Raw genomic sequence first — 13,642 nt, forward strand, 5'->3', positions numbered from 1 at the left:
GACGAGGTCGATAGGTCCGAGGTGGAAGCGTGGCGACACGTGGAGCTGACGGATACTAATCGATCGAGGGCTTAACCAAGAAAAGCGCAGGCGAGCGGCTTCTTCCAACGGTTATCTAGTTTTGAGGGAATGAACATCCTGTTGACAAATCCAACAGGATGGATATAATAATTACTGTCCAAGATGATCATCATTGCCTAGTGGCTATGGCGGAGGGGAAACACCCGTTCCCATCCCGAACACGGAAGTTAAGCCCTCCAGCGCCGATGGTAGTTGGGGCCAGCGCCCCTGCAAGAGTAGGTCGTTGCTAGGCGAAAATCCCCTGCTGTATATACAGCAGGGGATTTTTGATTTGATTCAACCCAAAAATTTCCGCATTAAGTATTCATGAAGCAGCAACGGCACTTTTTCCGCCGACACGGAGAGAAACTCAAGAATAAAAGTGTATGCCTTGCTTGGGTAAGAATGGAGAAGCTCGCTCCACCATTCCGTCTCATAGCGCGAAATCATGCTCAAGTTATACAGCAACAAGTAATGGGCGTGTATTTCTGGAAGCGAGAATGTTTTCTCTTTCTTGACTGGAATTCGGAGTGTACCGTCAAGATGGAATAAAAACGGACCTTCTCCGGCCGGCGACAGCGGCGATTCTATATGAAAATACAGAAATTCTCCTTCTTCTTTGGCGAACGAAAGCCGCTTTCCTTGTCCTTCTTCACAGAGATATTGGACAAAGCGGGACAACGACATATGGTAGTGGTCCAAAATCACTTTTGGGATGGCGAGCATCGGCGGCGAAGCAGTATGTACAACAGGCAAGGATAACGGTTTTTTTCGCCCGCTTAGAAGAAAAAACGTTTCATGCAACTCGCCAATTCGTTGCAACAGCGTGCCCATGCGAAATTTTTCCCCAGCTTCTTGTTTCACATGAAACATTTTTTCAGAAAAATGTGCGAATAAACCGTTTTTTTGTATTTTCACTTCATCATCTAAAAATTCGTAGCCCTGTTTTTTTCGTTTTCTTGCTGATACACCATGGGCCAAGACCGATGTTGATTCCGGGTAGTCGGGGTCGACAGTGAGCAGGCATGCTTTTAAGAGCTGCACCATGCCGTAAAACAAGAGAACCGGCTTGATGGACAGCGGCGCCTGCTGGGCAGCGGCGTAAAAGTTTTGCCCGTGTTCCAGATAATATAAAAATGGGTAACAGTTTGCATAACTGCGTTGGACGGCGTCATCCCGTTGCAGCTGTTGATAGCATTGCCGCAAAAATTGCTGCGCAGTATCGGCCGAGCGGAAAACAGAAAGGCGAAACAGTTGACCGTGATTTCCGAACATTTTTACCCCCCTTACATAGAATTGTCTCGAAATAACTGAAAAGTTGGACATTTTCTTGATTCCTTGACAGTAGTTTAACCAGTTGTTAAGCTACTAATAATATTTCCGGACAAGGGGGAGAAAACATGTGGGAAGCGAAATTCGCCAAGGAAGGATTGACGTTTGATGACGTTCTTCTCATTCCAGCGAAGTCGGACGTATTGCCGCGCGATGTTGATGTAACCACGAAGTTGAGCGATACGCTGCAGTTGAACATCCCGATTCTCAGCGCTGGGATGGATACGGTCACCGAAGCGGAGATGGCAATTGCGATGGCGCGTCAGGGAGGCCTTGGCATCATTCACAAAAATATGTCGATCGAACAGCAGGCCGAGCAGGTCGACAAGGTGAAACGGTCGGAACGAGGCGTCATTACGGACCCGTTTTTCCTAACGCCGGATCATCAAGTGTATGATGCAGAACACTTAATGAGTAAATATCGGATCTCGGGGGTGCCGATCGTCAACAACCCCGAGGAGCAAAAATTGGTCGGCATTATTACGAACCGTGACTTGCGTTTCATTCAAGACTATTCGATTAAAATTTCCGAGGTAATGACGAAGGAAAACTTGATCACTGCTCCGGTGGGGACAACGTTGGAGGAAGCAGAGAAAATTTTGCAGCGACACAAGGTCGAAAAACTGCCTCTTGTTGATGAAAACGGTGTGCTGAAGGGATTAATTACGATCAAGGATATTGAAAAGGTCATTGAGTTCCCGAATTCGGCGAAAGATGCGAAAGGGAGGCTGATTGTCGGGGCGGCCGTCGGGGTGACGGCGGACACGATGATTCGCGTCAAAAAGCTTGTTGAGGCAGGGGTTGATGTCATTGTCGTTGACACGGCGCACGGCCATTCGAAAGGCGTCCTAGAGACGGTGGCCAACATCCGACGCCAATACCCGGACTTGAACATCATCGCCGGCAATGTCGCGACAGCTGAAGGGACGCGCGACTTGATTGAGGCTGGGGCGAACATTATTAAAGTCGGAATCGGTCCGGGGTCCATCTGCACGACCCGGGTTGTCGCCGGGGTTGGTGTGCCGCAAATTACGGCGATCTACGACTGTGCGACTGAGGCGTGCAAACATGGCGTCCCGATCATCGCTGACGGCGGGATCAAATATTCCGGCGACATTGTGAAGGCGATCGCGGCTGGGGCGCATGCGGTTATGCTCGGCAGCTTGCTTGCTGGTGTTTCCGAAAGCCCGGGTGAGACGGAAATTTACCAAGGCCGCCGCTTTAAGGTGTACCGGGGCATGGGATCGGTCGCAGCCATGGAGCGCGGCAGCAAAGACCGCTATTTTCAAGAAGATGCGAAAAAGTTTGTCCCGGAAGGCATCGAGGGACGCGTTCCATACAAAGGGCCGCTTGCCGACACGATTTATCAGCTTGTCGGTGGGTTGCGCGCCGGCATGGGCTATTGTGGAACCCGCAATTTGGAAGAGCTGCGTGAAAAAACGCAGTTTATCCGCATGACGAGCGCGGGGCTTCGTGAAAGCCATCCGCATGACGTGCAAATTACGAAAGAAGCGCCGAACTACTCTGCTTTTTGATCGGAGTTGCGCCGATCGGCTCAACTTTGACGGAGACATGTCCTCCGTCTATTTTTTTGGCCGACGGTATGTTACAATAACGGTTGTGTGAGGAGGGTGTCATTGTGAGGAGGAGAAAACAAAACTGGTTGTTTTGGTTGTTGTCGATTTGCCTTTGTTTAACGTTTGGTCCGTTTCAACAGACGGTGAAGGCGGAAAGCGCCCCGCTTGACATCCGGGCGGACGCTGCGATTTTAGTGGATGCACAAACGGGAAGAATTTTGTATGAAAAAAATATCGATACGGTGCTTGGGATTGCCAGCATGACGAAAATGATGACCGAGTATTTGCTTCTTGACGCCATTAAGGCGAAGCGCGTCAAATGGGATCAAATGTACACGCCAAGCAATTACGTGTACCGGCTGTCGCAAGACCGGGCGCTGTCCAATGTCCCGTTGCGAAAAGATGGCAAGTATACGGTGCGTGAGCTGTACGAGGCAATGGCCATTTATTCGGCGAACGGGGCAACGGTCGCGATTGCTGAGATCATCGCTGGATCGGAGAAAAATTTTGTGAAAATGATGAACGACAAAGCGAAAGAGCTTGGGCTGAAAGATTATAAGTTTGTCAATGCCACAGGGTTGAGCAATAAGGATTTAAAAGGATTCCATCCAGAAGGGACAAGCACAAATGAGGAAAACGTCATGTCCGCACGTGCGATGGCGATGCTTGCCTACCGGTTGCTGAAAGATCATCCCGAAGTGCTGAAAACAGCGAGCATTCCTCATAAAGTATTCCGGGAAGGAACAAAAGATGAAATCAAAATGGACAACTGGAATTGGATGCTGCCTGGGCTTGTGTACGGATACGAAGGTGTAGACGGGTTGAAAACCGGCTATACGGAATTTGCCGGCAACTGTTTCACCGGGACGGCGAAACGAAACGGCGTCCGCTTGATTTCGGTTGTCATGAACGCGAAAGATGCGAGTGGGAAAACAACAAAAGAGGCGCGCTTTAAAGAGACAGAAAAACTATTTAACTACGGATTCAACCAATACTCCCTCGAGACGCTTTATCCAAAAGGGTACCAGCTGAAAGGAAAAGAAACACTTCCGGTCGTGAAAGGGAAAGAAAAAGAGGTTCGTGTCGCGACAGGAAAGAATCTGGATCTGCTTGTGAAAAACGGCGAGGAAAAACAATACAAACCTGTATATGTGTTGGACAAGAAAAAAATGACAAAAGAAGGAAAGCTAGTCGCCCCTTTGAAAAAAGGGGAAACGGTTGGATATATGACGCTCGAATATAAAGGGGACGACTCCCTTGCCTTCTTAAGCCCAGACATGCAAAAAAACATCCGTGTGCCGCTTGTCACAACAGCTGAAGTCGAAAAAGCCAATTGGTTTGTTCTTTCGATGCGCGCGGTCGGCGGACTGTTTGTTGATTTATGGACAAGCGTCGCCAAAACAGTGAAAGGCTGGCTGTAAAATCGACTCCCCTTGATGGGGAGCTTTTTTCCATTGTGATTTTTGTAAAAATTGAGGTAAAATAAAACAGTGGAATCGTCCTTTTGCATGCCTCGCAAAGCATAAGGATTAGGAATAGGGGGAATCAACGTTGGCATTGACAGGTACGGACCGCGTCAAACGCGGCATGGCGGAAATGCAAAAAGGCGGCGTCATCATGGACGTCGTGAACGCAGAACAGGCGAAAATCGCTGAAGCGGCAGGGGCTGTCGCGGTTATGGCGCTCGAGCGCGTCCCGGCGGACATTCGCGCCGCTGGCGGTGTCGCGCGCATGGCCGACCCGACGGTGATCGAAGAAGTGATGAACGCCGTTTCGATCCCAGTCATGGCGAAAGTGCGGATCGGTCACTATGTTGAGGCGCGTGTCTTAGAGGCGCTTGGTGTCGACTACATTGACGAAAGCGAAGTATTAACGCCGGCTGATGAGGAGTTCCATATTGACAAACGGCAGTTTACCGTTCCATTTGTGTGCGGTTGCCGCGATTTAGGGGAAGCGGCGCGCCGCATTGCAGAAGGGGCATCGATGTTGCGAACCAAAGGAGAGCCGGGGACAGGCAACATTGTTGAGGCCGTGCGCCATATGCGCAAAGTGAACGCGCAAATTCGCAAAGTCGTCAACATGAGCGAAGATGAGCTTGTCGCTGAGGCGAAACAGCTCGGGGCTCCGGTTGAGGTGCTGCGCGAGATCAAGCGGCTTGGCCGCCTGCCGGTCGTCAACTTTGCCGCCGGCGGTGTCGCGACACCGGCTGACGCTGCCTTGATGATGCACTTGGGTGCGGACGGTGTCTTTGTTGGGTCTGGCATTTTCAAATCGGAAAATCCGGAAAAATACGCGCGCGCGATCGTAGAGGCGACGACTCATTACGAAGACTATGAATTGATCGCACACTTGTCGAAAGGATTGGGCGGCGCGATGCGCGGCATCGATATCGCGACATTGTTGCCGGAGCACCGGATGCAAGAACGAGGCTGGTAAGCCCGACAAAGGAGCAAGATCACAATGAAAATAGGTGTACTCGGACTGCAAGGAGCTGTGCAGGAACATGTCCGCGCCATTGAGGCGTGCGGCGCCGAGGCGGTCATCGTGAAAAAGCCGGAGCAGCTTGAAGGGTTGGACGGTCTTGTGCTGCCGGGCGGCGAAAGCACAACGATGCGGCGGCTCATCGACCGCTATGGGCTGATGGAGCCGCTCAAGCAATTTGCCGCTGCCGGCAAGCCGATGTTCGGTACGTGCGCCGGGCTGATTTTACTGGCGAAACGAATCGTCGGTTACGACGAGCCGCACTTAGGTTTGATGGACATTACGGTGGAGCGGAACTCGTTCGGTCGGCAGCGGGAAAGCTTTGAGGCGGAGCTGTCGATTAAGGGTGTCGGCGACGGGTTTGTCGGCGTCTTCATCCGTGCTCCGCACATTGTCGAGGTCGGCGACGAGGTCGATGTCTTGGCGACATACAACGACCGCATTGTCGCGGCCCGGCAAGGCCAGTTTCTCGGCTGCTCGTTCCATCCAGAGCTGACCGACGATCATCGATTGATGCAATACTTCCTCAACATGGTCAAAGAAGCGAAAATGGCGTCAAGCCTCAAGTAAAGTGATCAAGCGAAAGCGATGAGAGGAACAAGTAGCGGGATGCCTTCCTTATCAGAGAGCCGGTGGGTGGTGCGAACCGGCAGGGAGCTCCTGTGAATCCATCCTCGAGCAAAACGTTGAACGCCCAAAGGGCCAGTAGGCGTTTTCGGCCGCCGCCGTTATCGGCATAAGTGGAAGGCATGGTTGGCCTTCAATAAGGGTGGCACCGCGGGATGGCTCCCGTCCCTTTTTTGGGACGGGGGCTTTTTTATGTATAATATTGAATGGAAAAGGAGGTAAAAGCCATGCTGGATGTGAAAATATTGCGCACCCAGTTTGAAGAAGTGAAAGAAAAACTAATGCAGCGCGGCGGGGATTTGACGAACATCGACCGCTTTGAACAATTGGACAAAGACCGCCGCCGCTTGATCGCGGAAGTCGAAGAGCTGAAAAGCAAGCGCAACGATGTGTCGCAGCAAATCGCTGTCCTAAAGCGCGAGAAAAAGGACGCCGAGCCGCTGATTGCCCAAATGCGCGAAGTCGGTGACCGCATTAAACGGATGGATGAACAAATTCGCCAGCTTGAGGCGGAACTCGACGACTTGTTGTTGTCAATTCCAAACGTGCCGCACGAATCAGTGCCGATCGGCCAATCAGAAGAGGACAATGTGGAAGTGCGGAGATGGGGAGAGCCGCGTTCGTTTTCCTTTGAGCCGAAGCCGCATTGGGAAATCGCCGATCGGCTCGGTTTGCTCGACTTTGAGCGAGCCGCCAAAGTGGCGGGAAGCCGATTTGTCTTTTATAAAGGGTTAGGAGCGCGGCTTGAGCGGGCGCTCATCAACTTTATGCTTGACATCCATCTCGATGAATTCGGTTACGAAGAAGTGTTGCCGCCATATTTAGTGAACCGGGCGAGCATGATCGGAACCGGACAGTTGCCGAAATTTGCCGAGGATGCGTTCCATTTGGACAGCGAAGATTATTTCCTCATTCCGACCGCTGAGGTGCCGGTGACGAACCTGCACCGCGACGAAATTTTGGCCGCAGATGATTTGCCGATTTACTATGCGGCCTACAGCGCCTGCTTCCGCGCGGAAGCCGGGTCGGCCGGCCGCGACACGAGAGGGCTGATCCGTCAGCATCAGTTCAATAAAGTCGAGCTGGTAAAGTTCGTAAAGCCGGAGGACTCGTACGATGAATTGGAAAAGCTGACGCGCCAGGCAGAGACGATTTTGCAACGGCTCGGGCTTCCGTACCGCGTTGTCGCCTTGTGCACCGGAGACCTTGGATTCTCGGCGGCGAAAACGTACGATATTGAAGTTTGGCTGCCAAGTTACGGAACGTACCGGGAAATTTCGTCGTGCAGCAACTTTGAGGCGTTTCAAGCGCGCCGTGCCAACATCCGCTTCCGTCGGGATCCAAAAGCGAAACCGGAGTACGTGCATACATTAAACGGTTCGGGGCTAGCCATTGGGCGGACGGTCGCCGCCATTTTGGAAAACTACCAGCAAGAAGACGGCTCGGTCATCGTTCCGGAAGCGCTTCGTCCTTACATGGGGAATCGGGACGTCATTCGCTGAAAAAAAGGTGCTTGAGGCAAATCGTTGGTTGACTTTTCCCGACTGCCGTGTTATAGTGAATGACGTTGGCAATGAGGAACAAGAAGTCTTGTTCTTGGCCAAGACGATGATGAAGAGGACTGACGCGCATAAGAGGAGATTGTCATCTGAAACGGCTGACCGCCGAAAGCCGTTTCCCATCATAAAAAAACCCGCCGTTGACCGGCGGGTTTTTTATGCCTTTATTTTTTTACAACAGTAAATTGATCAGCGATCAGCAGCCAGTTTTGTGGAAAATCAATGCCAAGTTTCCAATAGCTGACCCCGCGCAAACCAAGTTCCTTCACGAGATTAAATTTTGCTTGAATGGAGCGGGCGTCCTCAAACCATACTTCATGCTCGCGTCCGTTTTCGTCGCGATAGCGAAAATGCGGTGCCTGCGCCTCCGTATCGTATTCGATGGCAACGTTATACTTTGCGGCGAGGGCGATGGCTTGCTGCGGGCTGATGGCCTGGGCGTACGGGCCGCCGGGTACATATGGCAGCGTCCAGTCGTAGCCATACAAGTTTTGCCCCATCAAAATTTTTCCGGCTGGCATTTCAGAGATGGCGTACTCGAGAACGCGGCGGACCGGACCGATCGGGGACACCGGCATCGGCGGCCCGCCGCTGTAGCCCCATTCATACGTCATGATCACGACAAAGTCGACAATTTGTCCATGGGCGCGGTAGTCGTGTGCTTCGTACCAACGTCCGCGCTGGGTCGCGCTCGTTTTCGGCGCCAAGGCGGTCGACATCATCCACCCTTCTCGTGCAAACCGCCGTTTCGCTTTGCGCAAAAACGCATTATACGCCTCACGGTCTTCCGGGCGCAAATATTCAAAATCAAAATGGATGTCGCGGAAGCCATACCGTCTAGCGGTCGCGACAATGTTGTCGAGCAGACGATTTTGCAGCGTTTCGTTTGTTAACATAAGCGCGCCGAGCTCGTCGCTGAACTGCCCGTTTTCAATGTTGGCGACAACCATAACGAGCGTGACGCGGTTGGCGCGGGCAATATCCGGAAAGTCGTCAAGCGGCGGCTCTTGCAATGTCGCGTCGCGTCGGATCGCAAAATAAAAAGGACTCAAATAAGTCAAATACGGAGCGGCTTCGCGAGCGCTCGCCTCCAGCGCTGGGCTGACAGTCGCGCCGCGCGGTTCAATATAGGCGTTAAACTCCGCTCTTCGCTTGGCGCCGGGCGGTATATAAAGCCGCTGCCCGACCTTAAGCGGAGCGTTTAAGGAGAGGCGATTCACTTCGGCAAGCCGCTGCATCGGAATCGAAAATCGGCGTGCAATCGACCATAACGTGTCGCCGCGCTGCACCCAGTAAAAACGACCGACGATCGGGATCACGAGCGCCTGACCGACAACGAGTTTATCAGGGTTTGGAAGCTTGTTGGCCCGGACAATGTCTTCCACCGTGGTCCCGTATGCCTCAGCAATTCCACTTAACGTTTGTCCACTCTGCACTACGTGGATTTGCATACTTGACCTCCTAGTTGCGTCTTTATTCTCCATATTCTATGATGAAAAGAAAGGAGAAATGACCGTTTGTGTGAAGGGGTATACGATGAACACCGACGAGTACTACATGCGATTGGCAATGGAAGAAGCAAAAAAAGCGGAGCAGATCGGCGAAGTGCCGATCGGCGCTGTCATCGTTCAAGACGGCCGCGTCATCGCCCGCGCTCATAATTTGCGGGAAACCGAACAACGCGCCATCGCTCATGCAGAAATTTTGGCAATCGATGAAGCATGCCGGGCAACCGGTTCATGGCGGCTTGAGCGGGCGACGTTGTACGTAACGCTTGAGCCGTGCGCCATGTGCGCAGGCGCCATTGTTCTTTCCCGCATCGAACGGGTTGTATTTGGCGCGTTTGACCCAAAGGGAGGGTGCGCTGGGACATTGATGAACTTATTGCAGGAAAGCCGATTTAACCATCAGGTTAAGGTGGTAAGCGGGGTGCTTGCTGACGAGTGCGGTTCGCTGTTGAGCCAATTTTTTCGACGATTGCGCGAACAAAAGAGAAATGTTGGCGGGAGTGCCAACGAAAATTCCGTCGATTGACATTGCATTTTTTCCGCTAACGAGCTATACTGATAGTGCCGTGCTAAGCGGGGAGGTAGCGGTGCCCTGTACTCGCAATCCGCTCTAGCGAGGCTGAATTCCTTCTCGAGGTTAGTCTGTTGCGAGGCCTGTCTCAAGCAAGTGGTGTTGACGTCTGGGTCCCGCGCAATGGGATTCCGTGAACCCTGTCAGGTCCGGAAGGAAGCAGCAGTAAGCGGATGCTCCCATGTGCCGCGGGGACGCCTGGGCTGAGCTAACTGCTTGAGCAACGCTCGGGGCAGCTAATCGACAGAAGGTGCACGGCCTTACATAGCGATAGGGAACAAAACCCACTCATGGCGAGTGGGTTTTTTGTTATTTCAAATTGCAATAGGAAGTTATATAATAGATAGGACGAGAGAAAGAGGAGGGCCGTTTTCCGTGGCATACCAAGCGTTATATCGCGTGTTTCGGCCGCAGCGCTTTGCGGACATGGTCGGCCAAGAACACGTGACCAAGACGTTGCAAAGCGCCCTGCTTCAACATAAAATATCGCACGCTTACTTATTTTCCGGCCCGCGCGGTACAGGAAAAACGAGCGCAGCGAAAATTTTCGCTAAGGCGGTCAACTGTGAACAGGCGCCAGCGGCGGAGCCATGCAATGAGTGTCCAGCTTGCCTCGGCATTACGAATGGAACGGTTCCCGATGTGCTGGAAATTGACGCTGCTTCCAACAACCGCGTCGATGAAATTCGTGATATCCGTGAGAAGGTGAAATTTGCGCCGACGTCGGCCCGCTACAAAGTGTATATCATCGACGAGGTGCATATGCTGTCGATCGGTGCGTTTAACGCGCTGTTGAAAACGTTGGAGGAGCCGCCGAAACACGTCATTTTCATTTTGGCCACGACCGAGCCGCACAAAATTCCGACGACGATCATTTCCCGCTGCCAACGGTTCGATTTTCGCCGCATCCCGCTTCCGGCGATCGTTTCACGGCTAAAGTATGTCGCAAGCGCCCAAGGTGTCGAGGCGTCCGATGAGGCATTGTCCGCCATCGCCCGTGCTGCAGACGGGGGGATGCGCGATGCGCTCAGCTTGCTTGATCAAGCCATTTCGTTCAGCGACGGGAAACTTCGGCTCGACGACGTGCTGGCGATGACCGGGGCTGCATCATTTGCCGCCTTATCGAGCTTCATCGAAGCCATCCACCGCAAAGATACAGCGGCGGTTCTTCAGCAGTTGGAAACGATGATGGCGCAAGGGAAAGATCCGCATCGTTTGGTTGAAGACTTGATTTTGTACTATCGCGATTTATTGCTGTACAAAACCGCTCCCTATGTGGAGGGAGCGATTCAAATTGCTGTCGTTGACGAAGCGTTCACTTCACTGTCGGAAATGATTCCGGTTTCCAATTTATACGAGGCCATCGAGTTGCTGAACAAAAGCCAGCAAGAGATGAAGTGGACAAACCACCCGCGCCTTCTGTTGGAAGTGGCGCTTGTGAAACTTTGCCATCCATCAGCCGCCGCCCCGTCGCTGTCGGCTTCCGAGTTGGAACCGTTGATAAAGCGGATTGAAACGCTGGAGGCGGAATTGCGGCGCCTGAAGGAACAACCACCTGCCCCTCCGTCGATCGCCGCGCCGGTGAAAAAACTGTCCAAACCGATGAAAACGGGGGGATATAAAGCCCCGGTTGGCCGCATTTACGAGCTGTTGAAACAGGCGACGCATGAAGATTTAGCTTTGGTGAAAGGATGCTGGGCGGATGTGCTCGACACGTTGAAACGGCAGCATAAAGTGTCGCACGCTGCCTTGCTGCAAGAGAGCGAGCCGGTTGCAGCGAGCGCCTCAGCGTTTGTATTAAAATTCAAATACGAAATCCACTGCAAAATGGCGACCGATCCCACAAGTTCGGTCAAAGAAAACGTCGAAGCGATTTTGTTTGAGCTGACAAACCGCCGCTTTGAAATGGTAGCCATTCCGGAGGGAGAATGGGGAAAAATAAGAGAAGAGTTCATCCGCAATAAGGACGCCATGGTGGAAAAAAGCGAAGAAGATCCGTTAATCGCCGAAGCGAAGCGGCTGTTTGGCGAAGAGCTGATCGAAATTAAAGAATAAACCGTTTAAAGGAGGATGCCAAGATGATGCGTGGCGGAATGGGCAATATGCAAAAAATGTTAAAACAAATGCAAAAAATGCAAAAAGAAATGCAAAAAGCGCAGGAAGATTTGGCGGAAAAAACGGTGGAAGGCACGGCGGGCGGAGGCATGGTGACCGTTGTCGCTAACGGTCATAAACAAATTTTGGAAGTAAAAATTAAAGAGGAAGTCGTCGACCCAGACGATATTGAAATGCTGCAAGATTTGATTTTGGCAGCGACAAACGATGCGTTGAAAAAAGCGGATGAGTTGGCTAATGAAATGATGGGGCAGTTTACGAAAGGACTTAACATTCCAGGGTTGTTCTAGGGGGGGCGTATGCATTATCCAGAACCGCTATCGAAGTTGATTGACAGTTTTATGAAACTGCCCGGCATCGGCCCGAAAACGGCTGCCCGCCTTGCATTTCATGTGCTGGCGATGAAAGAAGACACCGTGCTTGAGTTTGCCAAAGCGCTCGTTGATGTCAAGCGGCATATTCATTATTGCACGATTTGCGGACATATTACAGATACAGACCCTTGCTACATCTGCAAAGACGAGCGGCGCGACCGGACGACGATTTGCGTTGTTCAGGATCCGAAAGATGTCATCGCCATGGAGAGGATGAAAGAATACAATGGCCTGTACCACGTGTTGCACGGGGCCATCTCGCCGATGGAAGGCATCGGACCGGAAGATATTAAAATCGCCGAGCTGCTCACGCGATTGCAGGATGAGACGGTCCAAGAGGTGATTTTAGCGACCGACCCGAACATCGAGGGAGAGGCAACGGCGATGTACATCTCCCGCCTGTTGAAGCCGACAGGAATCAAAGTCACCCGCATCGCCCATGGCTTGCCGGTCGGCGGCGACTTGGAGTATGCGGACGAAGTGACGTTATCAAAGGCGTTGGAAGGGCGCCGTGAGCTATAGAGAGAAAGAAGGTGGGGATCGGTTTGTTATGGCGGCGAAAGGGGAAACTAAAGAGACAATTTGATGAGAAGTTAATGGCTGAACTACAAAAGGCTAGAACGGAATGGCTTGAGCAGAAACAACTCATCGAAAAAAGCGTCGATCCGTCTCCGGAGGTGCTGAGCGCATTGCAACTCGCTGAGGCCAAATATTTTTTCCTCCTCCGCGAAGCGAAGCACCGCCGCATCACACTTAAGGAAGTGCGTTAACTTCCTTATTTTTTTGTTCTTTTTTCCCCTGTTTCTCATACGTTGGTAGTACAAGCGTGCAAAAAGGGGGTTCAAACGTTGGAGCCGAAAGTCGTCATTACCGTGTTGCTAGCGCTTATCGCCGTTTTGCTTATCGTCGGCACCCGTCTCAAAGCGCTTCGCCTGATCGGCTACGCTGCTATCCGCCTGATCGTTGGGGCGCTCGCGCTGTTTGTCATCAACGCCATCGGCGGGCATTTTAACATCCATATTCCGATTAACCTCGTCACCTCAATCGTTTGCGGATTTCTTGGCCTCCCTGGAGCGGCAGCGTTAATCGTGATTGACCGATATATTTTGTAGGCATCATTATTCAAGATGCCTTTTATTTTTTTGTTTAAAAGTTATTGACTTTTATATGACAATGCATTATATTAATTAATGTCGCTGTTCATGAAAGATATGTTGACAGCAAATTAAATGATATGTATAATGATAAAAGTGTGCAAGATAAACAAGTTCCTTGAAAACTAAACAAAACGCAAGCGTCATAAGAAAAGCGGAGGCCGCTTTGGCCGAAGCTGGACAATCCGAAAAGCCAATCAACTTTCTTTGGAGAGTTTGATCCTGGCTCAGGACGAACGCTGGCGGCGTGCCTAATACATGCAAGTCGAGCGGACCAAATCGGA

At 51.8% G+C, this 13,642-nt stretch carries 13 protein-coding genes, 2 rRNA genes, 1 other RNA gene and 1 other annotated feature; of the genes, 14 read left to right on the forward strand and 2 right to left on the reverse strand.

Annotation, left to right across the window (positions count from 1 at the left end; all coding sequences use genetic code 11):
* Positions 1 to 196 precede the first annotated feature (196 nt).
* A 5S ribosomal RNA gene (gene rrf, locus JCR24_RS17110) occupies positions 197 to 313 on the forward strand.
* A gap of 44 nt (positions 314 to 357) precedes the next feature.
* Here rrf and JCR24_RS17115 read toward each other — a convergent pair.
* Positions 358 to 1,335 (reverse strand): YaaC family protein, encoded by a 978-nt coding sequence (locus JCR24_RS17115; RefSeq protein WP_012820422.1) that lies wholly within the window; start codon positions 1,333 to 1,335, stop codon positions 358 to 360.
* Between the two features lie 125 nt (positions 1,336 to 1,460).
* Between JCR24_RS17115 and guaB the strand changes: the two genes are divergently transcribed.
* From guaB to serS, 5 genes are all read left to right on the forward strand, one after another.
* A complete protein-coding gene (guaB, locus tag JCR24_RS17120) occupies positions 1,461 to 2,927 on the forward strand; it encodes an IMP dehydrogenase (RefSeq protein WP_238981087.1) in 1,467 nt (488 codons plus the stop codon).
* A 104-nt stretch (positions 2,928 to 3,031) separates the two neighbouring features.
* Positions 3,032 to 4,390 (forward strand): D-alanyl-D-alanine carboxypeptidase family protein, encoded by a 1,359-nt coding sequence (locus JCR24_RS17125; RefSeq protein WP_238981088.1) that lies wholly within the window; start codon positions 3,032 to 3,034, stop codon positions 4,388 to 4,390.
* Between the two features lie 130 nt (positions 4,391 to 4,520).
* Positions 4,521 to 5,405 (forward strand): pyridoxal 5'-phosphate synthase lyase subunit PdxS, encoded by an 885-nt coding sequence (pdxS, locus tag JCR24_RS17130; protein ID WP_011229527.1) that lies wholly within the window; start codon positions 4,521 to 4,523, stop codon positions 5,403 to 5,405.
* A 24-nt stretch (positions 5,406 to 5,429) separates the two neighbouring features.
* Positions 5,430 to 6,020: a pyridoxal 5'-phosphate synthase glutaminase subunit PdxT gene (gene pdxT / locus JCR24_RS17135; protein ID WP_238981089.1), complete on the forward strand. Its 591-nt coding sequence runs from the start codon at positions 5,430 to 5,432 to the stop codon at positions 6,018 to 6,020.
* 9 nt (positions 6,021 to 6,029) lie between these two features.
* Positions 6,030 to 6,250, forward strand: a binding site (T-box leader).
* Positions 6,251 to 6,304: 54 nt separating this feature from the next.
* Positions 6,305 to 7,579, forward strand: a complete 1,275-nt coding sequence (serS, locus tag JCR24_RS17140; RefSeq protein WP_011229529.1) for a serine--tRNA ligase — start codon at positions 6,305 to 6,307, stop codon at positions 7,577 to 7,579.
* A 221-nt stretch (positions 7,580 to 7,800) separates the two neighbouring features.
* Here serS and JCR24_RS17145 read toward each other — a convergent pair whose 3' ends face one another.
* On the reverse strand, positions 7,801 to 9,087 hold the full coding sequence (locus tag JCR24_RS17145; RefSeq protein WP_238981090.1) for a glycoside hydrolase family 18 protein: 1,287 nt from the start codon (positions 9,085 to 9,087) through the stop codon (positions 7,801 to 7,803).
* Positions 9,088 to 9,172: 85 nt separating this feature from the next.
* On the opposite strand from JCR24_RS17145, the gene tadA reads away from it, so the two are divergent.
* The 8 genes from tadA to JCR24_RS17185 all read left to right on the forward strand — a co-directional run.
* Positions 9,173 to 9,670, forward strand: a complete 498-nt coding sequence (gene tadA, locus JCR24_RS17150) for a tRNA adenosine(34) deaminase TadA (protein WP_011229532.1) — start codon at positions 9,173 to 9,175, stop codon at positions 9,668 to 9,670.
* 38 nt (positions 9,671 to 9,708) lie between these two features.
* Positions 9,709 to 9,973: signal recognition particle sRNA large type (ffs, locus tag JCR24_RS17155), an RNA gene on the forward strand.
* A 117-nt stretch (positions 9,974 to 10,090) separates the two neighbouring features.
* Positions 10,091 to 11,770, forward strand: coding sequence for a DNA polymerase III subunit gamma/tau (dnaX, locus tag JCR24_RS17160; RefSeq protein WP_238981091.1), 1,680 nt, complete (start codon positions 10,091 to 10,093; stop codon positions 11,768 to 11,770).
* A gap of 26 nt (positions 11,771 to 11,796) precedes the next feature.
* On the forward strand, positions 11,797 to 12,120 hold the full coding sequence (locus JCR24_RS17165; protein WP_483299829.1) for a YbaB/EbfC family nucleoid-associated protein: 324 nt from the start codon (positions 11,797 to 11,799) through the stop codon (positions 12,118 to 12,120).
* 9 nt (positions 12,121 to 12,129) lie between these two features.
* Positions 12,130 to 12,726 (forward strand): recombination mediator RecR, encoded by a 597-nt coding sequence (gene recR / locus JCR24_RS17170; protein ID WP_011229535.1) that lies wholly within the window; start codon positions 12,130 to 12,132, stop codon positions 12,724 to 12,726.
* A 23-nt stretch (positions 12,727 to 12,749) separates the two neighbouring features.
* Positions 12,750 to 12,974, forward strand: coding sequence for a YaaL family protein (locus JCR24_RS17175; protein WP_012820427.1), 225 nt, complete (start codon positions 12,750 to 12,752; stop codon positions 12,972 to 12,974).
* 78 nt (positions 12,975 to 13,052) lie between these two features.
* Positions 13,053 to 13,316, forward strand: coding sequence for a pro-sigmaK processing inhibitor BofA family protein (locus JCR24_RS17180; protein WP_238981093.1), 264 nt, complete (start codon positions 13,053 to 13,055; stop codon positions 13,314 to 13,316).
* A gap of 246 nt (positions 13,317 to 13,562) precedes the next feature.
* Positions 13,563 to 13,642 (forward strand): 16S ribosomal RNA (locus tag JCR24_RS17185); the annotation flags it as partial.

The sequence above is a fragment of the Geobacillus sp. YHL genome (genome assembly GCF_022341265.1).
In the GTDB taxonomy this organism is placed as follows: domain Bacteria; phylum Bacillota; class Bacilli; order Bacillales; family Anoxybacillaceae; genus Geobacillus; species Geobacillus thermoleovorans.